Origin of the sequence: Bacillus sp. EB106-08-02-XG196, from assembly GCF_013396335.1 — a bacterium.
In the GTDB taxonomy this organism is placed as follows: domain Bacteria; phylum Bacillota; class Bacilli; order Bacillales; family Cytobacillaceae; genus Neobacillus.
In genome coordinates, this window is record NZ_JABWSY010000013.1 from 159,566 (window position 1) to 186,006 (window position 26,441).

General features: G+C 38.2%; 31 protein-coding genes and 1 riboswitch. Of the genes, 12 read left to right on the top strand and 19 right to left on the bottom strand.

The features are described from left to right. Positions 1-209: 209 nt before the first annotated feature. From MLOOGBEN_RS20375 to MLOOGBEN_RS20400, 6 genes are all read right to left on the bottom strand, one after another. A complete protein-coding gene (locus MLOOGBEN_RS20375; RefSeq protein WP_179160109.1) occupies positions 210-434 on the bottom strand; it encodes a hypothetical protein in 225 nt (74 codons plus the stop codon). Positions 435-667: 233 nt separating this feature from the next. Continuing rightward, positions 668-2,128, bottom strand: coding sequence for an ammonia-forming cytochrome c nitrite reductase subunit c552 (locus tag MLOOGBEN_RS20380; RefSeq protein WP_179160110.1), 1,461 nt, complete (start codon positions 2,126-2,128; stop codon positions 668-670). Positions 2,129-2,130: 2 nt separating this feature from the next. Continuing rightward, on the bottom strand, positions 2,131-2,655 hold the full coding sequence (locus tag MLOOGBEN_RS20385) for a cytochrome c3 family protein (RefSeq protein ID WP_179160111.1): 525 nt from the start codon (positions 2,653-2,655) through the stop codon (positions 2,131-2,133). Positions 2,656-2,746: 91 nt separating this feature from the next. Further along, on the bottom strand, positions 2,747-3,577 hold the full coding sequence (locus MLOOGBEN_RS20390) for a hypothetical protein (RefSeq protein ID WP_179160112.1): 831 nt from the start codon (positions 3,575-3,577) through the stop codon (positions 2,747-2,749). Between the two features lie 253 nt (positions 3,578-3,830). Next, positions 3,831-4,010, bottom strand: a complete 180-nt coding sequence (locus MLOOGBEN_RS20395; RefSeq protein ID WP_095252078.1) for a glycogen biosynthesis protein GlgD — start codon at positions 4,008-4,010, stop codon at positions 3,831-3,833. Further along, entirely contained in the window at positions 4,007-4,294 is a 288-nt protein-coding gene (locus MLOOGBEN_RS20400) for a YtzC family protein (protein ID WP_179160113.1), read from the bottom strand. The genes MLOOGBEN_RS20395 and MLOOGBEN_RS20400 overlap by 4 nt, the downstream gene beginning before the upstream one ends. A gap of 353 nt (positions 4,295-4,647) precedes the next feature. Here MLOOGBEN_RS20400 and mnmL point away from each other — a divergent pair, with 353 nt between their 5' ends. After that, positions 4,648-5,610, top strand: a complete 963-nt coding sequence (gene mnmL, locus MLOOGBEN_RS20405) for a tRNA modification radical SAM protein MnmL/YtqA (RefSeq protein WP_179160114.1) — start codon at positions 4,648-4,650, stop codon at positions 5,608-5,610. Between the two features lie 2 nt (positions 5,611-5,612). Further along, the gene (gene mnmM / locus MLOOGBEN_RS20410; RefSeq protein WP_179160115.1) at positions 5,613-6,185 is read left to right on the top strand and encodes a tRNA 5-(aminomethyl)-2-thiouridylate-methyltransferase MnmM; all 573 of its coding nucleotides are present in this window, start codon (positions 5,613-5,615) and stop codon (positions 6,183-6,185) included. Between the two features lie 31 nt (positions 6,186-6,216). Here mnmM and MLOOGBEN_RS20415 read toward each other — a convergent pair whose 3' ends face one another. Both MLOOGBEN_RS20415 and MLOOGBEN_RS20420 read right to left on the bottom strand, forming a co-directional pair. Then, complete coding sequence (locus MLOOGBEN_RS20415; protein ID WP_179160116.1) at positions 6,217-7,293, bottom strand: tetraprenyl-beta-curcumene synthase family protein; 1,077 nt, start codon at positions 7,291-7,293, stop codon at positions 6,217-6,219. Between the two features lie 169 nt (positions 7,294-7,462). Further along, the gene (locus tag MLOOGBEN_RS20420; protein ID WP_179160117.1) at positions 7,463-8,266 is read right to left on the bottom strand and encodes an alpha/beta hydrolase; all 804 of its coding nucleotides are present in this window, start codon (positions 8,264-8,266) and stop codon (positions 7,463-7,465) included. An 80-nt stretch (positions 8,267-8,346) separates the two neighbouring features. Here MLOOGBEN_RS20420 and MLOOGBEN_RS20425 point away from each other — a divergent pair, with 80 nt between their 5' ends. Beyond that, a complete protein-coding gene (locus MLOOGBEN_RS20425; protein WP_179160118.1) occupies positions 8,347-8,859 on the top strand; it encodes a gamma carbonic anhydrase in 513 nt (170 codons plus the stop codon). Between the two features lie 49 nt (positions 8,860-8,908). On the opposite strand, the gene asnB is transcribed toward MLOOGBEN_RS20425, so the two are convergent. Both asnB and metK read right to left on the bottom strand, forming a co-directional pair. After that, positions 8,909-10,801, bottom strand: coding sequence for an asparagine synthase (glutamine-hydrolyzing) (gene asnB, locus MLOOGBEN_RS20430; RefSeq protein WP_179160119.1), 1,893 nt, complete (start codon positions 10,799-10,801; stop codon positions 8,909-8,911). A gap of 201 nt (positions 10,802-11,002) precedes the next feature. Then, positions 11,003-12,202, bottom strand: coding sequence for a methionine adenosyltransferase (gene metK, locus MLOOGBEN_RS20435; RefSeq protein WP_179160120.1), 1,200 nt, complete (start codon positions 12,200-12,202; stop codon positions 11,003-11,005). Positions 12,203-12,589: 387 nt separating this feature from the next. After that, a riboswitch (SAM riboswitch) is annotated at positions 12,590-12,729 on the bottom strand. A 218-nt stretch (positions 12,730-12,947) separates the two neighbouring features. Here metK and pckA point away from each other — a divergent pair. After that, the gene (gene pckA / locus MLOOGBEN_RS20440) at positions 12,948-14,534 is read left to right on the top strand and encodes a phosphoenolpyruvate carboxykinase (ATP) (protein ID WP_179160121.1); all 1,587 of its coding nucleotides are present in this window, start codon (positions 12,948-12,950) and stop codon (positions 14,532-14,534) included. A gap of 39 nt (positions 14,535-14,573) precedes the next feature. Here pckA and MLOOGBEN_RS20445 read toward each other — a convergent pair whose 3' ends face one another. Together MLOOGBEN_RS20445 and MLOOGBEN_RS20450 are read right to left on the bottom strand one after the other, a co-directional pair. Continuing rightward, positions 14,574-14,816 carry a DUF2584 domain-containing protein gene (locus MLOOGBEN_RS20445; RefSeq protein WP_179160122.1) on the bottom strand — a complete coding sequence of 81 codons (243 nt, stop codon included), beginning with the start codon at positions 14,814-14,816 and terminating at the stop codon, positions 14,574-14,576. Between the two features lie 39 nt (positions 14,817-14,855). Beyond that, positions 14,856-15,647 (bottom strand): alpha/beta hydrolase family protein, encoded by a 792-nt coding sequence (locus MLOOGBEN_RS20450; RefSeq protein WP_179160123.1) that lies wholly within the window; start codon positions 15,645-15,647, stop codon positions 14,856-14,858. 130 nt (positions 15,648-15,777) lie between these two features. Here MLOOGBEN_RS20450 and MLOOGBEN_RS20455 point away from each other — a divergent pair, with 130 nt between their 5' ends. The 3 genes from MLOOGBEN_RS20455 to MLOOGBEN_RS20465 are packed head-to-tail and all read left to right on the top strand — an operon-like array spanning position 15,778 to position 18,379. Next, positions 15,778-16,794 (top strand): ABC transporter substrate-binding protein, encoded by a 1,017-nt coding sequence (locus MLOOGBEN_RS20455; RefSeq protein ID WP_368737811.1) that lies wholly within the window; start codon positions 15,778-15,780, stop codon positions 16,792-16,794. A gap of 21 nt (positions 16,795-16,815) precedes the next feature. Then, positions 16,816-17,592 (top strand): ABC transporter ATP-binding protein, encoded by a 777-nt coding sequence (locus MLOOGBEN_RS20460; RefSeq protein WP_179160124.1) that lies wholly within the window; start codon positions 16,816-16,818, stop codon positions 17,590-17,592. Beyond that, on the top strand, positions 17,573-18,379 hold the full coding sequence (locus MLOOGBEN_RS20465; protein WP_179160125.1) for an ABC transporter permease: 807 nt from the start codon (positions 17,573-17,575) through the stop codon (positions 18,377-18,379). Before MLOOGBEN_RS20460 ends, MLOOGBEN_RS20465 begins: the two co-directional genes overlap by 20 nt. A gap of 20 nt (positions 18,380-18,399) precedes the next feature. Here MLOOGBEN_RS20465 and ytkD read toward each other — a convergent pair whose 3' ends face one another. Both ytkD and MLOOGBEN_RS20475 read right to left on the bottom strand, forming a co-directional pair. After that, positions 18,400-18,879 (bottom strand): RNA deprotection pyrophosphohydrolase, encoded by a 480-nt coding sequence (ytkD, locus tag MLOOGBEN_RS20470; RefSeq protein ID WP_179160126.1) that lies wholly within the window; start codon positions 18,877-18,879, stop codon positions 18,400-18,402. 85 nt (positions 18,880-18,964) lie between these two features. Further along, positions 18,965-19,288 carry a hydrolase gene (locus MLOOGBEN_RS20475; RefSeq protein ID WP_179160127.1) on the bottom strand — a complete coding sequence of 108 codons (324 nt, stop codon included), beginning with the start codon at positions 19,286-19,288 and terminating at the stop codon, positions 18,965-18,967. 237 nt (positions 19,289-19,525) lie between these two features. Between MLOOGBEN_RS20475 and MLOOGBEN_RS20480 the strand changes: the two genes are divergently transcribed. Together MLOOGBEN_RS20480 and ytzI are read left to right on the top strand one after the other, a co-directional pair. Beyond that, positions 19,526-19,783: a DUF6154 family protein gene (locus MLOOGBEN_RS20480; RefSeq protein WP_179160128.1), complete on the top strand. Its 258-nt coding sequence runs from the start codon at positions 19,526-19,528 to the stop codon at positions 19,781-19,783. Positions 19,784-19,883: 100 nt separating this feature from the next. Beyond that, positions 19,884-20,048 carry a YtzI protein gene (gene ytzI / locus MLOOGBEN_RS20485; protein ID WP_179160129.1) on the top strand — a complete coding sequence of 55 codons (165 nt, stop codon included), beginning with the start codon at positions 19,884-19,886 and terminating at the stop codon, positions 20,046-20,048. Between the two features lie 36 nt (positions 20,049-20,084). On the opposite strand, the gene MLOOGBEN_RS20490 is transcribed toward ytzI, so the two are convergent. Beyond that, the gene (locus MLOOGBEN_RS20490) at positions 20,085-20,558 is read right to left on the bottom strand and encodes an S-ribosylhomocysteine lyase (RefSeq protein ID WP_179160130.1); all 474 of its coding nucleotides are present in this window, start codon (positions 20,556-20,558) and stop codon (positions 20,085-20,087) included. 139 nt (positions 20,559-20,697) lie between these two features. Between MLOOGBEN_RS20490 and yidD the strand changes: the two genes are divergently transcribed. Then, complete coding sequence (gene yidD / locus MLOOGBEN_RS20495; RefSeq protein WP_179160131.1) at positions 20,698-20,925, top strand: membrane protein insertion efficiency factor YidD; 228 nt, start codon at positions 20,698-20,700, stop codon at positions 20,923-20,925. On the opposite strand, the gene MLOOGBEN_RS20500 is transcribed toward yidD, so the two are convergent. Next, on the bottom strand, positions 20,922-21,485 hold the full coding sequence (locus tag MLOOGBEN_RS20500; RefSeq protein WP_179160132.1) for a beta-class carbonic anhydrase: 564 nt from the start codon (positions 21,483-21,485) through the stop codon (positions 20,922-20,924). The genes yidD and MLOOGBEN_RS20500 overlap by 4 nt on opposite strands. A gap of 212 nt (positions 21,486-21,697) precedes the next feature. Between MLOOGBEN_RS20500 and MLOOGBEN_RS20505 the strand changes: the two genes are divergently transcribed. Then, complete coding sequence (locus MLOOGBEN_RS20505; RefSeq protein WP_179160133.1) at positions 21,698-22,630, top strand: metal ABC transporter solute-binding protein, Zn/Mn family; 933 nt, start codon at positions 21,698-21,700, stop codon at positions 22,628-22,630. Between the two features lie 92 nt (positions 22,631-22,722). Continuing rightward, positions 22,723-22,881: a DUF1540 domain-containing protein gene (locus MLOOGBEN_RS20510; RefSeq protein WP_179160134.1), complete on the top strand. Its 159-nt coding sequence runs from the start codon at positions 22,723-22,725 to the stop codon at positions 22,879-22,881. A 31-nt stretch (positions 22,882-22,912) separates the two neighbouring features. Here MLOOGBEN_RS20510 and menC read toward each other — a convergent pair whose 3' ends face one another. From menC to menB, 3 genes are all read right to left on the bottom strand, one after another. Further along, the gene (gene menC / locus MLOOGBEN_RS20515; protein WP_179160135.1) at positions 22,913-24,028 is read right to left on the bottom strand and encodes an o-succinylbenzoate synthase; all 1,116 of its coding nucleotides are present in this window, start codon (positions 24,026-24,028) and stop codon (positions 22,913-22,915) included. A gap of 17 nt (positions 24,029-24,045) precedes the next feature. Further along, positions 24,046-25,509 (bottom strand): o-succinylbenzoate--CoA ligase, encoded by a 1,464-nt coding sequence (locus MLOOGBEN_RS20520; protein WP_256989199.1) that lies wholly within the window; start codon positions 25,507-25,509, stop codon positions 24,046-24,048. A 107-nt stretch (positions 25,510-25,616) separates the two neighbouring features. Next, on the bottom strand, positions 25,617-26,435 hold the full coding sequence (gene menB / locus MLOOGBEN_RS20525; protein WP_179160136.1) for a 1,4-dihydroxy-2-naphthoyl-CoA synthase: 819 nt from the start codon (positions 26,433-26,435) through the stop codon (positions 25,617-25,619). Between the last annotated feature and the right edge of the window lie 6 nt (positions 26,436-26,441).

Consider the following 26,441-nt stretch of genomic DNA (forward strand, 5'->3'; position numbering starts at 1 on the left):
ATTACTCTCGAATGATTCCCGCCTAACCACTTTTCCCACTTGTTTGGGAATCATTACTCTCGAATGATTCCCGTCTAACCACTTTTCCCACTTGTTTGGGAATCATTACTCTCGAATGATTCCCGCCTAACCACTTTTCCCTCTTATTCGGGAATCAAACGCCAATCCGACAAAATAAAAAGCCCTTCATAAAAAAGGACTTTGTGTAATTATCGTTTTTTCCTCTTCGCTAGGTCTGCTGCTGTAGGCTTATTTTTAACTACTACCTTCTCTACCATAATCTGTACATGTACATGTTTGTCATCTACCTGATTAACATCAGTGACCTTCCCTTTACGACCTTTAACGGTAATCATTTCACCGACGGATGGAACACTTCCAAGAAGCTGATTTAATAGTTCTATCTTGTCTTCAAAAAAATGAACAACATACATGATCCTCACCTATTTCATATTGGATTCTTCCTTATAAAATATTTGATTTTCACCAATTTTAGACCAATACCAGATAAGTTTAATTGACAGCTAGACATGATTTGTTCACAATAATAACAAGAAAACACTGTCTCCAAAAGAGAAACAGTGTTTTCTTCAAAACCATTATGGACTCTTTCACGATGTTACTTAATCCTTCTTAGCGGGACGATTAAGCAGATGGTTGAAAGGGTCTATTTTTTTACTGCTGGCACTACTGGCTGTTGTGCAGGGAAGTAGCTATTAATAGCATGATTCTTTTTATTCTCATTTACAGCTTCAGCTTGTACAGCAGTTTTTACTTTCTCAATCTCAGAATTAACCTCTTCGATGCTGACACCTTTTTTCACTAACTCTTCTGTTGCAAGGTGAATAGCATTATTGGATTGTACAACTGACTCTCTTAATGAATCCATTGAACCTTGTGGATTGTGGAAGCCTGAAGAGTTTTCAGCGGCTACAATATCCCAGAACCATTGACCTTTACGGACAAATTCCTGAGCCTGCTTGATTTTGTCTTGGCTGACTCCAGAAGTAATCATCTTGTTAATGTAATAGTGAGCTGTGGTTGAAATATCCTGTGCTTCATGTAATGCACTTACGTTTGCATCTTGGATTTCAATAACACGATCTTTTAATTTGTCTAAATCTCTATCACCATGACACTGTCCGCAAGACGTATCCATCGTTTTAAGCGGTGAAGTCCAATAGTGTGAGGTGATTTTCCTTTTTCCATCTACACGTTCATATGGCATATGACAGTCCGCACAGGAAACATTTGCCTTACCATGTGTACCGCTCGCATGGGTTTCAAATTCAGGGTGCTGTGCTTTTAACATTGGAGTTCCTGAGATATTATGAACCCAGTCCTTTTCAAATCCTTCTTCTTTTGCAATTGTATTATAATATTCATACATCTCTTCAGGTTTGAAACCATTATTCCATGGAAAGGTTACTTCACTGTTATCTGCTGCGAAGTGGTACTCCACATGGCACTGTCCGCAAACATAACTGCGCATATCGTTTTTCGTTGGGTTGGAAGTATCAACTCCCTGAGCTTCTAAAGCCTTGTAAAAGCTTGGACGTGTAACGCGTAAGTCCATTGTTTCGGGGTCGTGGCAATCAGAACATCCAATTGGTGAGTGTCCCATTGCTTCCCCTTTTGGCCAAATGTCTTTATTAAAATTGGCTCCCCAGTAATCGTCGCCCATTTCTTCAATCATTTGAGGTACTGCCGTTGATTTACAAGTATAACAAGAACCTACTGATTTATCTGTAATCCGCTTTACATTACGAATATCTTCAAGAGCATATACGTGCCCGCGGTCTTCATTATATTCAGTAGCAAAACCATAGCCGTTAAAAAGAACTGGAAGTAAAGGTTCTTTATCTGGATCGTATTTACTGCGTTTTTCAGAACCATTGTACTTTGTATCTTCCATTTTTTCATTCTTCATATAGCTATTATATTGAAGTGGAAATAACTCTTTAAAGGCCTCATTACTTATCTCGTCTTTAGAAAGGCCTGTTGTACCCTTCGCTTCCTTAGCACTTGCCGTTTTTTCACTTGCACCGTCACTGGAATTGCTGCAGCCAGTAATGATGAGAACAAATACTAGTAGAAGGAGGGATGCCCCATAGCGGAACCTATTCATGCTTAAAATCCTCCCTTATTCTTTAATAGCTCACCGGACTTAGGTGGCTGATGGTAACTATCATCTTTAAAATCGCTTCCATGCGGTACGGTTTGGTGACATGACATACAGTTTTCCTTTGCGTCATGTGAGACATTATCAATTGTGCTCTTATGACACTCCGCACAGTTTTGATTGATGACTCTTAATGTTCGTGTTGTCGCATAGATTCTATCTGGTATATCTTCAGTACCCAGTGTGTTGTAGAAAATATGTGTCATCCCTGCACGGCCTTTAAAAAATAACTTTCCAACCTCACTTTCATGCGGCAAATGGCAGTCGTTACACTGCAATTCTGCATGAGTCGAATCCACAAATGATGTATACACAGACTTCATTGTGTGACAGTTTTGACAAAAACCTGGTGAATCTAAGTATGCCATTGTCTTAACTGTCCCGAATGAAAAGAGTACGCCAGCGATAAGAGCGCCTAGAACTAATACCCTTTTATCAATTGCCAGCAATTTTTTTAACCCTCTTTTTAACATTCTTTCACCTCCCATAATTTATATCTTTCTCTCTAATTTATTGAATAAAGTACATGAGCACTTTATTGCCAAAAGGAATGTTCTTACTAGGCTAGCTCTGTGGACGTTTTCTTCTCATTAAGAAAACGAATGCACCTGCAGCAATTAAACCTATTCCACTAACTGCTGCAACGGAAAGGATAGCAGGACTTTTTTTATTCTCTATAGTGTCAAGCGGTTGTTGTTCTTGTTTCTCCATCATCTCAACAGTAGGTGTCGTCTCTATTCGTTCATACGTCAGTGTAAAGCTTTTTTCCTCTCCAGCCTTGATTCCTTGATAGAAATAGGAGTGAACTCCTTTTTCATCACCGTGAGTGTTTTTCTCTTCAGGTGCTGGATCAAGTGCGACCTTTTCTGCCTTTATAGGCTCTATGAACGAAACATTGAATAAGCCAATATCCGTAAAGCTTTTAAATTGGTATGGCAAAGATTTCTTATCATTTTCAACCATTATGTTATCTGTATAAAATTCAATAACAAATTTATAAACATCATTTGGTTTAATTTCTTTACTCGTTTTCCAGGAAATAGTTCTTTTTTCTAGATCTAGTATGTACTCAATTTCATACACCTTGGATAAGTCGCTTGAATAATCAGCAACATATCCAATTCTGAAGTTCTTAGCATCTATAGGAAGAGGGATTTCAATCTGCCCTATTTGTGGCTGTTCAGATTGATTGCGCATGGTTCCTTGATAGCCGATTAGTAATGGCGGATGCTCTTTTTTGACATCATTTGGGTGGTAGGCAAATTCAGGCATTATTTTTATTGCAAGTTCTTCCATACTTAAGGTGTTTTTATTTTCTTCTGCTGCGATCATTAAAGGGTTTATTAGCAGCAGTAAATATAGGAAAAAATTTATGTTAATTAGTAATTTTTTCATCATTCTTACTTCCCTTCTTATTTGTGAAGAATTTGTGAATGCGTTCACAATCAATCTTAAAAAAATATATAGTGCGGAATTTCTTTATCTTATTTATCGCAAATTAGCCCAACGTATTCTGTGACCAAAATCACAAAAACATATTGAGTTATTTCTAATTTGTGAACTGGAATTTTACCTTATTTTCAAGGTGTTATTAGGACTTTTAAATATAAAAAGACCTTCAACAAATGTCGAAGGTCAAATAAATGTATTAAGATGATTGATTTTTTTCTTGGTGAAATTTTGATTTGACTGGCTGACCGCCTGATTTTTCATATTGCTTTTTTGCTTGTTTTACAAGGTCGAAATCCTGACCTAACTCGAGATCTTGATTATTGCTGCCATTTCTTGTCTTTTGTTCTGGGTTATTTTTTTTCGAGCGCTTTTTCAAGTTGGGTTTCCTCCTGTATAAGTCTGCCCCTCTAATATCATGGTGTTTTGAAGCTGCTGTATTTGTAATCTCATACGATGGAGTTGATCCCGCTGCTGAGAATTCGCACTATGAGCCATTTTTGCAATATCCTGATAGGTTTGTTCAAGATCCTGTAAGGCCTTGGTATAGTCATCATTATTGTAATGCTCTTGAAGGCTGCTTGTTTCAAACTGTTCTTTCGCATAGCGAATTGTATCCTCACACTGCTGAATTAAATTATCCATTGAATCACGAGTAGCCATTGTTGACCCCCTTTATTTTGGTGCCAAAAATACGTGAAGCGAATTGCTTCATTTGTTATTTTGTTCTCTCTGCATTTTCCTATTACATTAAATGATTGATAATTACTACCAAATTTGAAAAGCGGAGGCGCCTTGTTCAAGGAAAAAAGCAGTTCATTTTTTCCCAGGGGCGACAGGCATAAGGCGAGCCGGCAGGAAGGTTACGTTCTTTAACCTTCTTGACGGATTGACTTATGACCCCGAGCCCCTAGGCGCTGGAGCTAGATCATATACATTTATTACAAATGGATAAGCCCTTCTTTTCATGTTAAAATGTAAGTTATGTTGAAAATTAAAAAAAGGAGGTTTCTGATTTGACTCAGACCAACCCTTTTCCATATGCTACTGACGATAAACGTTATCATACATGGAATTATCACCTGCGCCAGCAATTTGGCCATAAAGTTTTTAAGGTTGCTTTAGATGGCGGTTTTGATTGTCCAAACCGTGATGGTACGGTTGCTCACGGCGGGTGTACTTTTTGCAGCGCAGCTGGTTCTGGTGATTTTGCCGGTGACCGTACCGATGATTTAGAAACACAATTCCTTGAAATCAAGGAAAAAATGCATACTAAATGGAAAGACGGCAAGTACATGGCCTACTTCCAAGCCTATACGAATACCCATGCACCGGTTGAGGTTCTCCGTGAAAAGTTTGAGAGAGTTCTCAAGCAGGAGGGTGTCGTTGGATTATCGATTGCTACTCGCCCTGATTGTCTCCCAGACGATGTTGTTGAATATCTAGCTGAGTTAAACAAGAGAACTTATCTATGGGTTGAACTTGGCTTGCAAACAGTACATGAACGGACAGCATTATTAATCAATCGTGCCCACGATTTCCAATGTTATGTTGAAGGTGTAAATAAGCTTAGAAAACATGGAATCCGGATTTGCTCTCACATTATCAATGGATTACCTCTTGAATCAAATGAAATGATGATGGAAAGTGCCAGAGAAGTTGCAAAGCTTGATGTTCAAGGAATCAAAATTCATTTGCTTCACTTACTAAAAGGAACGCCAATGGTTAAACAGTATGAAAAAGGAATGCTCGAATTTCTTTCTCAAGAGGATTATGTCAATTTAGTATGTGATCAATTAGAAATTTTACCGCCGGAAATGATTGTTCACCGAATTACAGGTGATGGACCGATTGATTTAATGGTAGGACCGATGTGGAGTGTGAATAAGTGGGAAGTACTTAATTCCATTGATGCCGAGCTAAAAAGTAGAAACAGCTATCAAGGAAAATATTATCAAGATAGGACCGTGAGGAACTAACCATGAAGCTAGATCGAATCCTTCCATTCGCAAAGAAATTACTTGAAAAAGCTATTACTAGCGGCGGAGTGGTTGTTGATGCTACTTTGGGCAATGGTCATGATACAGTCTTCCTAGCTGGTCTTATTGGTCCTAGCGGTAGATTGTATGGATTTGATGTCCAGGAGGAGGCCATTCGTACCAGCACGGAAAGACTGAAGAAACATGGTCTGGCTGATCGAGTCACTATTTTTCATGCAGGTCACGAACAGCTTTTTAAGCTAATCCCTGATGAACACCATGGTACGGTAACGGCAGCGATTTTTAACTTAGGGTATTTGCCTGGAAGTGATAAAGCAATTGTTACAAAACCAGAAACCACCATATCTGCAATACAACAATTGCTTGAGATAATGGCTCCAGAAGGAATCATTATCCTTGTGATTTACCACGGTCACACCGAGGGTGCTGTTGAGCGCGATGCTTTATTGACGTATTGTCAGGACATTGATCAAAAGAAGGCACATGTTCTACAGTATCAGTTTGTCAATCAACAAAATAATCCCCCTTTTATCATTGCAATTGAAAAAAGGTAAACCAGGCTGCTTTGGCTTGGTTTACCTTTTTTTACGAAAGTCTGGTAAACAATGAGGGAATCCATTTTTGTACAGAACGATAGGCTAGTCCATTGATATAGAAGAAATAGCTAATCATGCCGCCAGTCTTAATAATCCCCTTTGCTAATTTTCGGATATTCTTCTGTTTGCGAACCTTTCCATCCGATAAGTAAATCCCTAATAATCCTCGATTAATAAGCTGATGGAATTTTTTATGCGGCAGGAACTCCGTATGTCTGTCTGCTTCACTGACAAAATGTTTTAAACGTTTAAAAAGGGTTTCTGGGTTTTCATAATAAAAACAAAAATTCAAGTCGCCGCCTTCTCGATCTTCTTCTTGGTCGATAAAATAATCTAATAAAATATGAAGCCCCTGTATGTAAGGAAAATAACCTTTCCGAATATTTTCTCCATCCTCCGCACGAAAATCTTCTCTCATTGCATAAGAAATAAGACAGAATATCCCCAAAGTGGAACCCGAGCAGGCAGAAAACTCATACCATTCCATCTCCGGCAGGTTACTTTGATGGTCTGCAAACCATTTTTCCAGTCTGGGTACACGTTCTTCTTGAATCACATGCTTGTGGATTTGCAGGTTGCAATAATATTCGCAAAGCTCCAAAAGATATTCTTTTATTAAAGGATAATGTTCCACTTCATTTAATACAGATCTGCACGTTTTCGCTAAATCATTTAAATAACCGCCATCGTTTTGATCCTCACGGAACCGGTAATAGTTCTTAGGCTGGCTTTCTAATGTAAGCGCATCATGCATAGATTCATGGAGGGCTGCAAAATCCTCGGGATCAAGCGAGGTACTTCGGTCACAAAGATTATCTAAGTAATCACTAATGGTTTGATAGGCAACAATAAATTTCACTGCTTTCTTATACTCATCAATCGCGGATAAAGCTAGAATACCTCCGCCCTCACAGTGAAAGGTTTTATGTTCAATACTCGCCAGAGCCTGTGTCCTAAGCTCCTCATTAGGGATGCTTTCTGCCCGGGACCTCCAATACCCAAGTTCTTGATGAACAGCTGGAATAATTCGACGATATACCTTTGACATGAGTCTAATTGGCATCATGGAGAGTTCCTCTTTCCTTTCTTAGAGGCTCTTTTCTTATACTTTGTTACTTTTTGAACACAAAATATATAAGAAATGAGCCTGCAAACTAAATTCAAAAGCAAAATAACTATTTTCACGTTAAAATCGGCTTTAAGATTTTAACAACAATCTTTGAAAACATGCCTACTTAAACAATATAACCTATTGCTTTTAGTTGGCTGATGACAAAATCCCTCGCGTATTCAAATATATCTTCCCGTTCTGATTCATTAAAAATTTCATGATAATGCTTTGGCCATTCTTTAAACCTTTTTTCTGATAAAGGTGCATGGTTGAACCACTCCTTAACAGGAGCTTTATTAACAATTTTATCATCGCCGGCTTGCATGACCAGCATCGGCACATCCTTGGTGCCTTCAATAGACAGAAATGCCTCTTTCATGGCCTCAACTAATTCACGGTACCATCTAACAGAGACTTTTGTTATGTAGAGAGTATCATCGGCATCTGCCTCTATAACATCCTTGTTGCGGGTGGCCATATCAACCGTTATTCCTGAATTCATTCGAAAAGAAGGAAAAACCACATTAATTCCATGTGATAGTAAATCTAAAAATTTGGATGGTGATTGCATAAGTCCGAGACACGGAGAAGAGAGAATGACTCCAGCTAAGTCCATTTTTTCTTCCTGTAGCAACCGAATAGCAATTAATCCTCCCATACTATGCCCTAACAAAAAAACAGGCAATTCATAACGATATGCTGCTTTAATCCAATCTTTCACTTCACTTAGATACTCATCAAAAGAATCTATATGGCCCCTGCGGGATCTTGTTGTCATACCCTGCCCAGGAAGATCACCCATGATGACATGAAATCCGGACCTGCGCCACATTTCAATGAGCCAGCCGTACCGTCGATGATGTTCCATTGCACCATGAACCATCACAATCACAGCCTTCGCTTCCCCTTCTGCTTCCCACTTCCACATAGTTTTTCCCCCTAGAAAAATATTCTATTTAGTATAATATTAAATTGAATATGTATTTCAGTCAAAAAGGAGCGACGAATATGATCTATCCCTACAAAGGAAAGTATCCAAAAATTGCAGATTCTGCATTCCTTGCAGATTTTACTACTATTACAGGTGATGTTGAAATAGGCGAGGAATCGAGCGTCTGGTTTAACTCCGTCATTCGAGGAGATGTCGCACCTACTGTAATTGGGAAAAAAGTAAATATTCAAGACAACTCTGTATTGCACCAAAGCCCGAATAATCCATTGATTTTAGAGGATGAAGTAACGGTTGGACATCAGGTTATTCTCCATAGCTGCATTATTCGTAAAAAGGCTTTAATCGGGATGGGTTCGATTATTCTAGATCAGGCCGAAATCGGAGAAGGAGCCTTTATAGGTGCAGGCAGTCTCGTGCCGCAAGGTAAAAAAATTCCTCCTAATACATTAGCATTTGGCAGACCAGCAAAAGTTATTAGAGAATTAAATGAACATGACATTAGTGAAATGAACAGGATTTATACAGAATATGCAGAAAAAGCTCAATATTATAAGTCATTACAAAAATAATAGTATAGAAAAGCACCCATAAATTTTTTATGGGTGCTTTCTTCTTATCTTAATGTTTCATTGTCAGCAGTTCTTTTTGTCCTGAAAAGGAATACTTGCCTTCTACATATACTTGATGCCAAATCATAAAAATAAGAACGGTCCAGATTTTACGGCTGTTATCAGCTTTTCCTTGGCAATGATCCTCAAGAAGTTTTAAAACATAAGATTTATTGATTAAATGCTCTGTACTGCTTTCGCGAATAATTGTTTTTGCCCACTCATTCATTTCGTTCTTCAGCCAATGGCGAATTGGCACTGGGAAACCAAGTTTCTTACGGTTTAATACATGCTCAGGGACAATTCCTTCAGCAGCCTTTCGCAAGATATACTTTGTCGTACCATTAGCCGTTTTCAAGCTCGTTGGAATTTTGGACGCTGTATCAAACACTACTTTATCCAAAAATGGAACACGAAGCTCTAATGAATGCGCCATCGTCATTTTATCAGCCTTCAAAAGAATATCCCCGCGCATCCAAGTATGAATATCAATGTATTGCATGGTGTCAACAGGATCATAGCCCCTTGATTCTTTATAAAGCGGTTTAGTGATATCTGTGTAATGTAAGCCTTCACGATAGACAGAAAGCACTTCTCTCTTTTCTTCCTCAGTGAACATTTTCGCATTGCCAATATAGCGTTCCTCCATAGGAGTTACACCACGTTCAATAAAGCTTTTACCCTTCATTCCCTCAGGCATCATGTTCGCAATCCCTTTTAACAATACTTTTCCTACTCTTGGGATTTTATTAAACATTTCTAAATCCTGCGGCTCCCGGTAAATATTGTAGCCGCCAAACAATTCATCAGCCCCTTCACCAGAAAGAACGACGGTTACATGCTTCCTTGCTTCACGCGCAACAAAGTAAAGCGGGATGCAGGCAGGGTCAGCAAGGGGATCATCCATATGCCACATGATTTTCGGAAGTTCATTCATGTATTCCTGTGGTGTTATCACATAGCTGATATTTTCTACACCCAACTTTTCTGCTGTTTCCTTTGCTACATCGATTTCACTGAATCCCTGGTACTCGAAACCAACAGAAAACGTCTTAATAGCTGGGTGAAATTGTTTCGCAATGGATGCAATAATCGAAGAATCTATTCCGCCTGAAAGAAAAGAACCGACCGGAACATCACTTCTCATATGCATTTTTACTGAATCTATTAACACATCTTGTATTTCTTTAATAAAATCTGACTCTGATTTTTGGATCGGGTTAAAATGCGCTTTCCAATACCTTTTGATCTCCATTGGCGAGCCAATCTTTTTCGTAAAATAATGTCCTGGCTCCAACTTATGAATACCTTTAGACATCGTATTAGGCTCAGGGACAAACTGATAAGTCAAATAGTGCTGAAGTGAATCATAGTCTAAAACATCATTTTCAAGGGCTAAAAGGATACTCTTTTTCTCAGAAGCAAAGAATGTTCTCTCTTCATCCACAAAATAAAAGTATGGTTTAATCCCAAATGGGTCTCTGGCACCAAATAGTGTCTGTTCTTGTTTATCCCAAATCGTAAAGGCAAACATCCCGCGTAATTTTTCTACCGCCTTTTCTTTCAAATGGCTGTATAGAGCAATAATGACTTCTGTATCTGAATTTGTGGCAAACTGTAAGCCCTCTTTGAGCAATTCTTCACGAAGTTCTACGTAGTTGTAAACCTCACCGTTAAAAATAATCCAATAACGCTCATTTTCATATGTTAATGGCTGATGTCCACATTCAATATCAATAATACTTAAACGGCGAAAGCCAAATTGAATATGATCATCATAAAAAAAGCCATCATCATCAGGTCCACGATGGGTAATAATATCGTTCATATTTTTGAATTGTTGTTTTTGTTCATCACGATAGTTTTGTTCCTTGTCGTGTACACAACCAATAAAACCACACATTATGTACGTCACCTACTCCAATCTAAATATCCAATCTAAAAAACATACTCTCTTATCCTACCACTATTATTTGAAAAATGGCAGTGTGAAAGGTAGGAAAATTCAGGTATAAACAGTTTTTACATAAACACATTGCCCTAAACTTAGACGACTAAATGAAAAAGAGAGTTACATGTAAAATGCAACTCCCCTGTATTTTGGTTAAATATTTGCTTGTTGACGCAAAGTGTCTGCTTTGTCTGTACGCTCCCAAGGAAGATCAACATCAGTACGGCCAAAATGACCATATGCAGCTGTTTGTTTATAGATTGGGCGGCGAAGATCCAACATTTTAATGATTCCAGCAGGACGAAGGTCAAAGTTTGAACCTACCAGTTCAACTAATACATCTTCGCTCACTTTGCCAGTACCAAATGTATCAACAGCAATTGAAACGGGTCTTGCTACACCAATTGCATAGGCAAGCTGTACTTCAACTTTATCAGCAAGTCCTGCTGCTACAATATTCTTCGCAACATAACGTGCTGCATAGGCCGCAGAACGGTCAACCTTTGTAGGATCCTTACCGGAGAAAGCACCTCCGCCATGACGAGCATATCCGCCATATGTATCAACAATGATTTTACGTCCTGTTAAACCAGCATCCCCTTGAGGTCCGCCAATAACGAAACGTCCTGTTGGGTTGATAAAGTATTTTGTATTTTCATCGATTAATTCCTTTGGTACCACTGGATTAATAACATATTCCTTCAAGTTACGTTGGATTTGCTCCAATGTTACCTCTGGATTATGCTGAGTTGAAATGACAATCGTATCAATTCGAACAGGCTTATCATTTTCATCATACTCAACGGTTACTTGAGTTTTTCCATCGGGACGAAGGTATTCAAGAACTTTATCTTTTCTTACCTCTGTTAACTTACGAGCAAGCTTATGTGCAAGAGAGATTGGAAGAGGCATAAGCTCATTTGTTTCATTACAAGCAAAACCAAACATTAAGCCTTGGTCCCCTGCTCCAATTGCTTCGATTTCTTCATCAGACATTAGTCCTTCACGTGCCTCAAGTGCCTGATCAACACCCATTGCGATGTCAGGACTTTGTTCACCGATTGAGGTTAATACTGCACAGGTCTCGGAATCAAAACCATATTTAGCACGATCGTACCCGATACCCTTCACCGTTTCACGAACGATTTTTGGAATATCAACGTAAGTAGATGTAGTAATTTCCCCTGCAACTAAAACTAAACCAGTTGTTACAGAAGTTTCACAAGCAACTCGAGCATTTGCATCCTTTGCTAAAATTGCATCTAAAATCGAATCAGAAATTTGGTCACAGATTTTATCTGGATGACCTTCCGTTACTGATTCAGAAGTGAACAAACGTGCGTTTCTTGACATCTGATTTCCTCCTATATTATGAGATAAATCAAGGTTCACATGAAGGTTACAGGAATACTTCTTGAACCACTGACATTATTGATACGGTACTCATTCCCTTAGTATGAAATAAACAAAGGATTTTTATTAAGGCTATTTTCATAAAATTGTTGTTAAAATCCTAATCCGATTTTAACGCGGAACAATTTATTTTTGTGCTTGAGATTAAGGTTGCAGCTCTTTTCTTACAATGAAAATTCTTTTGCAACAATTCATTGCTCAACAAGGGCCTCAATCTACAATAGCAGCAAAGTATAAGAAAAGAGCCTTTATTAGCACATTAAATAAAAGGTCTTATACAAAACAAAAAACCTTACCACTTGAGGAAAGGTTGTTCCGGGCCTTTCACTCTTATCGTTCAAGGTCAAAGCCTTGCGTCAGATTAGCACCTTCGCACTTGAGAATTGAATCGAATATGCGATCCATTTCTCATAAAGCAGGTTGCTGGGTTTCATAGGGCCTGTCCCTCCACCAGCTCAGGATAAGAGAGTATCCGTTCAAATTAAAATCATACTTGAACATGTCGAACATTGTCAATAATTTTTTTAGCAAATTAAGGGTAAAAGTATGAATTTTTCCCACTTCTACATTATAGTAAATAATACAACCTAATTTCGCTAATTAGTATAGACTATTCAGTTCAATGTGTTATACTATTCGTAAATATATTGAATATTAAAAACCAAAAAAGGAAGGGTTTTCTCTGATGAATTCCGTATATGTTCCAAATGAATTAAGTCAATTGTTAGAAGAAAATAATGTTCACATTCAATTGTCAGTACCTCAATTAGTGGAAAAAGTCTTATCAAGGAATGAAGGAAAATTAACCTCTACTGGTGCCATTAGTGTATCTACAGGTAAATATACAGGACGATCTCCACAAGACAAATTTATTGTAATGGAAGAATCTATAAAGGATAAAATCGATTGGGGTCAATTAAACCAGCCAATTTCGGAAGATGTTTTTAACAACCTCTATCATAAAGTTTTAGACTACTTAAAAGAAAAAGAAGAAATATTTGTGTTTAAAGGTTTTGCGGGTGCAGATAAAAAGACACAATTGCCAATTCAAGTTGTGAATGAATTTGCATGGCATAATCTATTTGCGCATCAATTGTTTATCCGCCCAAATGCAGAAGAATTACTGACACATAAAGCCGGTTTCAACGTGATTTCTGCTCCAAACTTCAAAGCAAATCCTGCCGTTGATGGAACAAAGTCTGAAACCTTTATTATCATCTCTTTTGAGAAACGTACGATATTAATTGGTGGAACTGAATATGCAGGTGAAATGAAAAAGTCCATTTTTTCAATTATGAATTACCTATTGCCTGAGAATAATATTTTCTCCATGCATTGTTCGTCAAATATTGGTGTTGAAGGTGATGTTGCTCTGTTCTTTGGCCTTTCTGGGACAGGTAAAACCACCTTATCTGCAGACCCTAAACGTCGCTTAATTGGTGATGATGAGCATGGTTGGTCGTCAAACGGCGTCTTCAATATTGAAGGTGGCTGCTATGCAAAAACCATTAATTTATCTCGTGAAAAAGAACCACAAATCTTCGATGCCATCCGTTTTGGTTCTGTACTTGAAAATGTTGTGCTTAATCCGGAAACTAGAATTGCAGACTATGACGATGCGACACTAACTGAAAATACACGGGCAGCCTATCCGATTGAAGCGATTGATAATATTGTGAAGCCAAGTATTGCAGGCCATCCGAATACCATTGTCTTTTTAACAGCCGATGCATTTGGTGTACTGCCTCCAATCTCAAAATTAACGAAAGAGCAAGCCATGTATCATTTCTTAAGCGGCTATACATCAAAATTAGCAGGTACAGAGCGTGGTGTTACATCACCTGAAGCAACCTTCTCAACATGCTTTGGTGCACCATTTCTACCTTTGCCTGCAACACGTTATGCCGAAATGCTAGGTGAAAAAATTCTTGAGCATAATGCTAATGTCTTTTTAGTGAATACTGGCTGGACTGGCGGGGAATACGGAGTCGGCAGCCGGATGAAGCTATCCTACACAAGAGCTATGATTCAGGCTGCACTTGAAGGAGAACTAAACCTAGTTGAAACAGTTAGAGACGATATTTTCGGTCTAAATATTCCACTCCACATTGCTGGTGTTCCTGATGAGGTCTTGCAGCCAAGCAAAACATGGGTAGACCCACAGACATATGAAATGAAAGCGAAAGAATTAGCAGGTAAATTCCGTGAAAACTTCAAGAAATTCACGAAGGTCTCTGCAGAAATAGAATCAAAAGGCGGTCCGATCGCTTAAAGTGAAAGCCCTTATCGTTAATCGATAAGGGCGATTTTTTTAATTCGTGGAATTTAATGAAATTAATTGGTAGGTGATTATCGTGCTGCTGTTTTGCCATTCTACTTTTTTAATCACAGCTGTTCCGCTCGTATCGCTTTCAAGAGTTTTTCTAACATCAATTGGAATATCAATTGGATAAAGTCTATAGCCTTCTTTTTCTAATTGGAAAAGGTTTTCTTCTACTCTCTTCTCTCTGCCTTTTGTTACAATCAAAGTATTTAACTCAAAGGGCATACCCATATGTATCCGCTCCTCAGCTTTTGGACTTACTTTATTTTATCATCTTTTGATTTGATTTTTCATCCACTTCGATAAATCCTTCACGATTTTTCTGTTTACCACTGGAGGGAAGTAGTGAGTATACTCATCAAAATACCAGGATTCCACCTGCTTATCTAGTATCCTAAGTCTGCGTTCAAGTCTGTAGGCATGCTCCACGGATACATTATGGTCTTTTACCCCGTGGATGATGAGAACAGGAGCTTTAATCCTTTCAAGCTCATAGAGAGGAGTTCGTTCCTCATATCTTGTTGGATATTTCCCCGGTGTACCGCCAATGACCCTTTTTAGCATCTTCCGTAAGTCTTTTCTTTCTTCGTATGTTAAAAACATGTCACTTACTCCGCCCCAAGTCACAATGGAAGCTGCCTCAGGAAACTCAACTCCTGTCATCAATGCCATTACACCACCTCGGGAAAAACCAAATACATGGATATCTCTCACCCCAGGTATTGTTCTTAATAGCTCAAAGGCTGTAAATGCGTCGTGTCTATCCTCTCCAGCAAAATCTTCATTCCCCTCCCCTCCTTGATTCCCTCGATAATAGGGAGCAAATACGATGAATCCCTCAGAGGCAAATTGTGCAATTCTAGAAGGTCTTACCTTTCCAACGTTTTTAATGCCTCCTCGCAAATATAAAAAGCCGTCATAGCTTCTTTTCATTTTCGGTTCTGCCAGCAACCCTTTTACTCTCAATCCATTAGATAGATAGGTTATTTCCCATAATTCCACACGAGGATTGGGTGAAGGGAATCGATACGCCTCGATGATTTTTTCATTTGGTTTGATCACCTTACAGTTCACCCTTTCATTTCAATCATCAAAAAATTGATGTAACTGGGCATTCACACATTAATTACTTTATCATACGATATGGTAGGCAAACAGCCCAGATTTTTCCTTACCTAAAGGGGGTTTTAGTGTGAAAAAATGGTTTAAATTCGGTTTTTCAGCTCTTCTCATTGTGATTCTCATGTTTTCAATTGCAGCTTGTAACGCTAATGACACAACCGACACTGAGAAAATCGAAAAGGTCCGATTAGTGGAAGTTACCCGTTCTATTTTCTATGCTCCTGAATATGTTGCCATCGCAAAAGGATTTTTCGAAGAAGAAGGTTTAGATGTTGAACTATCAACAGCCTTTGGCGGTGATAAAACCATGACTGCTTTGTTATCAGGCGGTGCCGACATCGCCCTGGTAGGCTCTGAGACATCTATTTATGTGTACGCCCAGGATTCGAATGATCCTGTCATTAACTTTGCGCAATTAACGCAAACAGACGGTACCTTCCTTGTTTCAAGGGAAAAAATTGATAATTTCTCATGGGATCTATTAAAAGGGTCTACGTTTTTAGGACAGCGTACTGGCGGTATGCCGCAGATGGTTGGTGAATTTGTTCTTAAGAAACATGGTATCGATCCTCATCTGGATTTAAATCTTATTCAAAATATAGATTTTGCAAACATTGCCAGTGCCTTCGCTTCTGGAACAGGCGACTTTGTTCAGTTATTTGAACCTCAAGCAAGTATTTTTGAAAAAGAAGGAAAAGGACATATTATCGCTTCCTTTGGAACAGAATCAGGGCATGTCCCTTATACAACCTTCATGACAAAAGATAGCTACATGAAAGAAAACCAAGATATCGTAGAAAAATTCACAAGAGCCGTTTACAAGGCACAGCAATGGGTTGAAACACATAGTTCTGATGAAGTGGCTGAGGCTATTCAATCCTATTTCCCAGATACAGACCTTGAACTTATTAGTACAGTAGTAGACCGCTATAAAGAGCAAGGCTCCTTTGCTGCTGACCCCATCCTCGATGAAGAAGAATGGAACAATCTCCAGGGTATCATGGACGAAGCTGGTGAACTTCCGGAAGTAGTAGATCACAAAACACTTGTTAATACTGAGATAGCTAAAAAAGTAATAGAAGAATAATTAAAATGGGAGGCCGTCCAAATGAGTTTTTTAGCTATTAAGGATGTTCATCACACTTATTTCACTAAAGCCTCTGCAACCACGGCCCTCTCCGAGATTACCTTGCAAGTTGAGGAAGGAGAATTTGTTTCCTTCCTCGGCCCTAGCGGCTGTGGCAAGACAACATTGCTCTCGATCATTGCCGGGCTTATAAAGCCTACCCAAGGGACCATTTTACTTGAAAACAAACCGCTGTCAGGATTAAAAAATCAAATCGGCTATATGCTTCAGCAGGATTACCTATTCCCATGGAAAACAATTGAAGAAAATATCCTCCTTGGTTTAAAGTTATCTGAACAATTGAATGAAGAAACCAAGTTAGCTGCTTTAGACCTATTAAAGCAGATGGGTTTAAGCGGGATTGAGAAGCAGCTGCCCAAGCAGCTATCAGGCGGTATGAGGCAGCGTGCTGCTCTTGTAAGAACACTGGCAACTGAACCTAAACTGCTCATGCTGGATGAACCCTTTTCAGCTTTAGATTATCAGACTAAGTTAAAGCTAGAGGACCTAGTATCAAAGACGCTTGATGCATTCGGGAAAACAGCCATCCTTGTCACACATGATATCGGGGAAGCCATTGCTATGAGTGACCGGGTTGTCCTCTTTTCACCAAGTCCGGGCAGGGTTCATAAGGTATTTCAAATGCCAGATGAACTAAGAAGTTTATCTCCTTTTATTGCAAGGAACCACGAGACTTTTTCTAGTATCTTTCAAACAATATGGAAGGAGTTGGAGTCACTTGAGTCAGGGAAAGAATAAGGTGAACCTCCTCCATAAAGATTATTTACATTCACTTACGATTGAAAAAAGATGGGTTCGATTTTATCAGGCGGTCATATTCTTAGTCTTTTTCACAGGCTGGGAAATATCTAGTCAGGAGCGGTGGATAGACCCGCTGCTGTTCAGTTCCCCATCTAAGATTTGGAACCTATTTTTAGAGAAATTTCAGGATGGATCATTACTATCAAATCTTGGTGTAACCTTAACAGAAACTATTTTCGGTTTTATTTTAGGTACCCTGCTTGGAACTTTACTAGCTGCGTTACTATGGTGGTCACCGATGTTTTCGAAAATTATTGACCCATATCTGGTAATCTTAAATGCAATGCCAAAGGTAGCCTTGGGACCGATTCTAATTGTTGCCCTAGGTCCTGGATATCCTTCGATCATTGCGATGGGTGCCATTATCTCGATTATTATTACCACACTTGTGGTCTATACATCTTTTAGAGAAGTGGACCCTAACTATTTAAAAGTGCTGCAAACATTTGGGGCGACACGTTTTCAATGCTTTAAAGAAGCCATTCTGCCCGCGAGTTTCCCAACAATCATCTCAACTTTGAAGGTGAATGTTGGATTATCATGGGTCGGTGTTATTGTTGGTGAATTCTTAGTTTCCTCTAGGGGACTTGGTTACTTGATTATTTACGGCTTCCAAGTATTTAATTTTACACTTGTCTTTTTATCACTGATGGTGATTGCTGTCGTCGCCACGATTATGTATCAGCTGGTTGAACTGTTGGAGAAAAAACTTATCAAGGAATAGCGGCTTATAAAAATTTGCTGCTATTCTTTTTCAACTTGGAGCTTATTAATATAATTTATACACGCTGAAATCACTTCATCTTTCATAATAAAACTGTACTCATCTCCAAATCGTAATTGCAAAATATCTCCTTCCACCACAATAGGTCCATTCGTTTCGTAATAGTTATTTGCTTTACTAATCGATTTTATTTTGCCCCAAAAAACGGCTTTCACAAAAGATTCATTTCCTTCCGTTACTTTATATTCTGCTATCTGTGAAAGTTCGTCCACTTTTGCACCCGTTTCTTCATAAACCTCGCGACGAGCAGCTTCTACAAGGGTCTCCCCTTCCTCCACTTTTCCACCTGGAAATTCTAGACCTCGAACCTTATGATGGGTTAAATACCATGCACCCTTGTATTGACTAATGACAAGCACATGCTTTGCTTTTTTTTCGAATGCGTTTGTTGTAAAAGCTAGCTCCACCTTGTTCCCATATTTATCATAAAACTCCTTCATCTTTGCTCTCCCCTTGGGTTCCCTTTTTGCATTTATTATAATCGAAAAAAGCGGAAAATCCCTATTGAAAGGATTTTCCGCTTTTTTAACCTTCTTTTGGTAAAATATTCATCGACTCTATATGGTTTTTTGCTTCCTCATCTCCGAGGTTGTAAATCATCCCATATACTTGCTCTATAGTATTGTCATAGGCGTCGTTTTCACGGTCATGATGATATTGAACATATGGAACATGGGCTCTCATGAAGTTTTGCCATTCCGTTGAATAGTTTTGGTCAAATAGCTCTCTTAATTGCGTGATTTCCTCATCATTTGCTTGAATTTTAAAGCTCCAAGTGGAAGCAGTTGAACTTTGGGATATTTGTCCATGCCCAACGTCTATATAATAGGTCTTTTTTTGCTCATCCATTATGTCATCCCCTTATTAATATTATTTAGAATTTCCCACAATCAAATAAAATTTATTCTTTTTTCAAATTTCGATGTTTTTTTTAGAACTGAATCGTGTATAATTGTCATAATATTAAGAAAATGGATTAAAACTTTTTACTATCTTTTTGCATCCAAGATAAAGGATAATTTTCATCATTAAGGGAATTGAATAAGTAAGGAAAACTTTTTAAAAAATTCTTTGGAGGTGAACGAGATGAGGTTAGTCGATGAATTATTTCAAATGTATCGCGACAAGCTGACAGGTGATGAAGAGGATATTGATATGTTAGCATTCGCCTTCTTAGAAGAAATGTCACATGAGGATCTTCTCCATTTGATTAAAGAGATGGATAAACAAGAATTATATGATTTAATGGGGCTCTATTTAATTGAGAGCTTGAAAGGAAAATTCGCGCAAGAAGAGTACGGACAACAGCGCACCCATACTTATTATCCTAGAAATATCCACTAATGATTACATACTAGAGACCAAAAGGGAAGCTGCAATATGCAGTTTCTTTTTTTTCAGTGTAAAACCATGCTAGAATAGAAGAATACAAGGGGGAGAAAAAATGTATACGTTATTTGTGGTAAGCATTGTTATCATTATCGTAGTTCTATTGCTTGCAGTCATTACTACATCAAAAGCCTATTCCTTTAAACATACAGTGGATCCACTTGATGATAATCCATACGAAAATACCGGCAAAAAAGAGGAAGATGAAAAAAATCCATAAAAAATTCCTATTCTTAAAGAATAGGAATTTTTCCGTTTATGCAAAAACCTGTTTTAAGTCTTCTTTACTTTGTTCAAGCCAAAAACGCATTAAAACCTTTGCTCCTTCTAAATCGTGAAGCTTTGCTTGTCCGCATTGTCTTTCATTTGCTGCAGGAATCTCGGTAATTTCAACAGCAGTCTTCATAGTATCTTCAAGAAGATCAATGATTTCTTCTACAGTCGGCTCGCCGCTGACAACTAAATAATAACCTGTTTGACAGCCCATAGGTGAAATATCGATAATATCGAAATGATCATATTTTTCTACGTGTGCACGAAGATTAAAGGCAAGGAGATGTTCTAATGTATGAATGGCATCTGGCTTCATAGCCTGTTTATTCGGCTGACAAAAACGGATATCATATTTATTTACCATTCCATCGCTTCCTACCTTATGGACGCCACAATGTCTAACATAAGGTGCTTTAACGGCATTATGATCTAAATCAAAGCTTTCTACTGAAGGCATTTTCTCCACTCCTTATATATATCTAACATTAATCATACTATAAATTCCGAGTTTTTTCATCAACATTGTATCATTTAACAATTTAGACGTTTTTTCTTTTATATGATATCTTTTAGTAAACTGATAAAGGGAGTGTCTTATGTTAAAAAAAGTTTTTATTTCCATAATACGATTTTACCAAATTGCCATTTCCCCAATTAAACCGCCTAGCTGCCGTTTTTATCCTACCTGTTCCCATTATGGGTTAGAAGCCGTTCAAAGGTTTGGAGCTTTAAAAGGCGGCTGGCTAACGCTAAAAAGGATATTAAAATGTCATCCCTTTCATCCCGGCGGGGTGGATCCTGTTCCAGATAAAAAGGAAATTTAACTTTGATAACCATCGACCACAAGATCAAGTTTTCCTGTCTTAGGATCTATAACTAGTCCGTGTACCGGGACACCTTCTGGCATTAATGGATGGTTTTTTATTACCCCCACACTGTGCTCTACGCTTTCTGTGACATTATCGAATCCATGCAGCCATTTCTTTATATTTATTCCTGAATAAGTTAGGGTATCAATGGTTTCATCTTTTACCCCGCGGTTTTTCATACTTTCGATTACCGGCTCTGCCTTTAATCCGCTCATCCCACAGTCATGGTGAGCAATAACTAGGACTTCTTCAGCTTTCAGCTCATAAACAGCGATTAGAATACTCCTCATAATACTTCCAAATGGGTGAGACACCAAAGCCCCCGCATTTTTAATGGTTTTTACATCTCCGTTGCCTAGATTCAAAGCCTTTGGCAATAATTCCAATAATCTTGTATCCATACATGTCAGAATAACCATCCGTTTATTTGGGAACTTAGTCGTTTCATATCGCTCATATTCACGTGTTTCAACAAATTCCTTATTATATTCCAGTATTTCATTTAATAATGTCATAATTATCCCACCTTTTTTTTGGTTACTATAAGCATACATAAATACTAAATGAAGTATCAACTTTATGCTTGCAATTATCGTATTTTTTTTGTAAGATACATAAGGAAATCGGAATCGTTCCGTATTATATATTTTTAAATAATTCGAATCCCAAAAATTTTTCGACTATAAATCGTAATAACTCCGGTTTATTATTCTTTAAAGGAGCAAATATGAAAAAATTTATCTTTTTACCTATGATCATTTTATTACTGTTAATAACAGCCTGCAGTGCTGAAAAGGATGTAACACAAAAGGAGAAAGATCACATCACCATTTATACCACTGTATTCCCACTTCAACATTTTACGGAGCGAATCGGTGGTAAATTCGTTACTATAAATACTATTTATCCACCTGGAGCAGATGAGCATACCTTTGAACCATCCCAAAAGGATATGATTAAACTGGCTGATTCAGACTTATTTTTCTACATCGGTTTAGGATTAGAAGGATTTGTGGAAAAAGCTAAGGAATCATTAAAAAATGAAAATGTCTCGATGATCCCAGTAGCTGATAATTTGATATTAGAACCTGCTGAAGAACATGAAAAACATGATGACCATGAAGATGAGGGTCATGGAGATTTTAATCCCCATGTATGGCTTGACCCCATTTATTCGAAGGAAATGGCTGCTGTTATAAGAGATTCTTTAGTTGAAAAAATGCCCCAAAATAAAGAAGCCTTCGATCAAAATTATCAGCAGCTTGCAAAGGAATTAGATCAATTAAATTCTGTATTTGAAAGTACCATTCAAGATGCAAAACATAGAAATATCCTAGTGACTCATGCTGCTTTTAGTTATTGGGAGCAAAGATACGGTATCGAACAAATCAGTATTTCTGGTCTTTCTACAACCAATGAACCAACACAGCGAGAATTAGAAGAAATTATTACACTCGCTGACGAGCAAGGTCTGCATTATATCCTTTTTGAACAAAACGTCCAATCAAAATTAGCAGAGATTGTTCAGGAGGAAATTGGAGCAAGAGCTTTACCTGTCCATAATTTAGGGGTATTAACAAAGGAAAATATCAAGGATAATGAAACATATTTTTCTCTAATGAAGCAGAACTTAGAATCACTAAAAAAAGCCTTAAACTAGTTCATTAGTTCCCTTTTACTTACAGGGATGAGTAGAGGTAAAAAATCAAAAGCTATTTATGTATTACAAAGATTCTAAAGGAGTGATACAAAATGGCACAAGATGTATTATGTGAAGTTAACAACTGCTCGTATTGGGCAAAAGGGAATAAATGCAGTGCTGATAGTATTTATGTTGTCAGCCATAAAGGGAAAACAGCTGATAACAGTCAAGAAACTGATTGTAAAACATTTGAAGCTTCAGATATATAATCAAAAAATAAACCAGACATTTTTGTCTGGTTTATTTTTTATCGAATTTAAATAATTTCTCTACTACTGTGGTTTTTCGGAGCCTTTTTTCATTTATACTAAATCCAATTCCCAGTGTATCTGGTACATCGACATATCCATTTACTACTTTTACTTCAGGTGTAATGATATCTTCTTCCCAGAATCGATTGGAAGCGGAGATATCGCCGGGGATCGTAAAGCCTGGAAGTGAAGCAAGCGCAATATTATGCGCACGAGATATTCCAAATTCAATCATTCCCCCGCACCATACTTCTATTCCCTTATCAAGGCAATAATCATGAATCCTTTTTGCTTCATAAAGACCGCCCACTCTTCCTGCTTTAATATTTATGATCTTACAGCTTCCCAGGTCAATCGCATTTTTAGCATCTTCAAAGCTCACAATACTCTCATCTAAACAAACTGGGGTCTTTAACTCTTTTTGAAGCAATGAATGCTGAATGATATCGTCGCTTGCCAGCGGCTGTTCAATCATTAAGAGATTAAAGTCATCAAGTGCTTTTAATCTCTCCATGTCTTTCAATTTATAAGCAGAATTGGCATCAGCCATTATAGGAAGTTCAGGATAATGGAGCCGGATACCTGCTAAGAAGGAATAATCCCGTTGAGGATTAATCTTAACTTTAATTCGCTGGTAACCTTCTTCAAGGTATTTTTCGATTTGATTAAGAGAACTGCTTAGAGAATCAGCTGCAACCACCACACCAGAAGCAACTTTTTTCCTAGTACCGCCAATATTATCCGAAAGGGATTCAGTATTCCTTTTTGCATGCAAATCCCAGATGGCCATTTCTAGACCAGCCTTAGCCATATTGTTTCTTCTAATGGACTTAAATAAGATAGCTGCCTCATCAGGATGTTTTATTGGGTTCTTCATGAGCAATGGGATTAATATATCGGTTAACATATGTAAACTGGTCTTAACCGTTTCTTCTGTATACCAGGGCGTAGAAAAGGCCACTCCCTCCCCGAAGCCTGAAACTCCATCAGAATCGATTACCTCTAGGATGATTCCCTCACGTTCTGTTACTGTACCTAGGTGAGTGTGAAAAGGCGATTTCAAAGGCATACTTATTACGTTAAGTTTAATTTGTGCAATGTGCATACGCTATTCCTGCCCTTCTAAACCAATTCACACAGCTTTCTGCGCAGTAACTTTTTAGCAGCGTTCCTTGGAAGTTTTTCAGTAAAATGGAACGTTTTTGGAACCTTGTATTTCGCCAAGTTTTCTAAACAAAACTGTTTGAGTTCTTCTTGAGTAACACAAGCCCCTTCTTTTCGTACAATAAATGCAGCGGGAATCTGTCCCCATATTTCATCATCAAAGCCTGTGACTCCAGCATCAGCTACGTCGGGATGGGCTAATAAAACGGATTCAATTTCGGCAGGATATATGTTTTCACCACCTGAAATAATGAGATCAGAGCGTCTATCAAGCACATATAAAAATCCTTCTTCATCTAAGTAACCAATATCTCCTGTATGAAACCAACTTTCTGTAAATTTTTCCTTAGTGACCTCTGGACGATATAAATAACCCATAGTCACATTTGGACCTTTAACAATAATTTCACCAGCTTGTTTTGGCGGTGCTATTTTTCCATCCTCCAAAGTAATCTTAAGCTGGGAAGGAAATAACGGCTTACCTGCAGAACCAAGTTTTGTGATGCTGTACTCCGGAGATAGTGTAACGAACTGTGAAGCAGTCTCAGTCATTCCATAGGATTGAAAAACTGGAATGTCCTTTGCCTTACAGTTCTCTAACAACGGTAAAGGGGCAGGACCGCCTCCTAAAAGCGCACAACGGAAATGATTTGGCAGCCGAGTATCCTTCAAAGTTTCAACCATCCTAAATAGCATGGTTCCTACCACTGACATAATAGTGACTCGTTTCGTTTTTATATCCTCTATTATTTTGCCAGCGTCAAATGTTTCATGTAAAACGATTGGCATCCCATAGATCACACTCTTCATTAATATGGAATAGCCGCTAATATGAAAAAGTGGAACACTGCAAAGCCAGCGGTCAGTTTCGGTATATCCTAAATTTAATGCTGATCCGACAGCACTCCACCAATGGTTTCCGTATGTTTGAATAACACCCTTCGGATTTCCTGTTGTACCTGATGTATACATGACCGTACAGATATCTCCTAAATTAATTTCTTCTTGTATTTCAGGATCATTTGGAGTCACTGCAAACAATTCATCTTTTGTAATAACTGGTACTTCTACTTCTTGCTTTATTTCATGAAAATCATTTTCGAGAATTAACGAGGCTGCCTTTGAGTCATGTAACTGCCAAATTAACTCTTTTGTCGTTAAGCGATTGTTAAAAATAACAGCCTTGATTCCTAATAGCTGAAGTGCAAATAAAATCACGACGGTATCAAGATGATTCTTAAGTAATACACCTATATATTGATCCTTTTTCAATCCTAAGCTTTGGAGCTTCCCAGCACTTTGATATGATTCCTCATATAATTCTTTAAACGTTAATGTTCTTTCATTAAAATAAACAGCAACCCTATCCGGTGTAAGGAACGCCCTATTTTTCATAAAGTTAGACATTGTTTCGTTACTCAATATTTCACCTTCTTATTTTGTCTAGCGCAAACGGCCAAGGCGCTGGAGCATTTCGATATAAAAACAGCCTGATGGAGTCCATCAAGCTGCGTTCAAAAATTTTAAAATCAAGGGAAGCGTGGGAATTGACCAAAATCTGGCTTGCGCTTTTCTTTGAATGAGTCACGTCCTTCTTTGGCTTCTTCCGTAGTATAGTAAAGCAAAGTTGCATCACCAGCGAATTGCTGAAGACCTGCTAATCCATCTGTATCTGCATTCATTGCTGCCTTTAAGAAACGAAGGGCAGTTGGACTTTTCTCAAGAATTTCATTACACCACTGAATGGTTTCCTCTTCAACTCTTTCAAGTGGAACAACTGTATTAACTAAGCCCATATCAAGAGCTTCCTGTGCATTATACTGACGGCATAAGAACCAAATTTCACGAGCCTTTTTATGACCCACAATTCTTGCTAGATAGCCTGAACCATAACCAGCGTCAAAGCTTCCTACCTTTGGACCAGTTTGTCCAAAAACGGCATTATCGGCTGCAATCGTTAAATCACAGACAATGTGTAAAACGTGGCCGCCGCCAATCGCATATCCCTTAACCATCGCAATAACTGGTTTTGGAATAACACGAATTAAGCGTTGTAAGTCTAGAACATTTAAACGTGGGATTTGATCATCTCCAACGTATCCTCCATGACCACGTACACTTTGATCACCGCCTGAACAAAATGCCTTATCTCCAGCTCCTGTTAAAACGATAACTCCTACACTAGAATCATCACGCGCAATGGCAAACGCATCAATTAACTCCATAACGGTTCTTGGTGTAAATGCATTATGTACATGTGGGCGATTAATTGTGATTTTCGCGATTCCGTTATATGTTTCGTATAGAATTTCTTCATATTTACGTCCTGCTACCCATTCTACTGTCAAAACAAT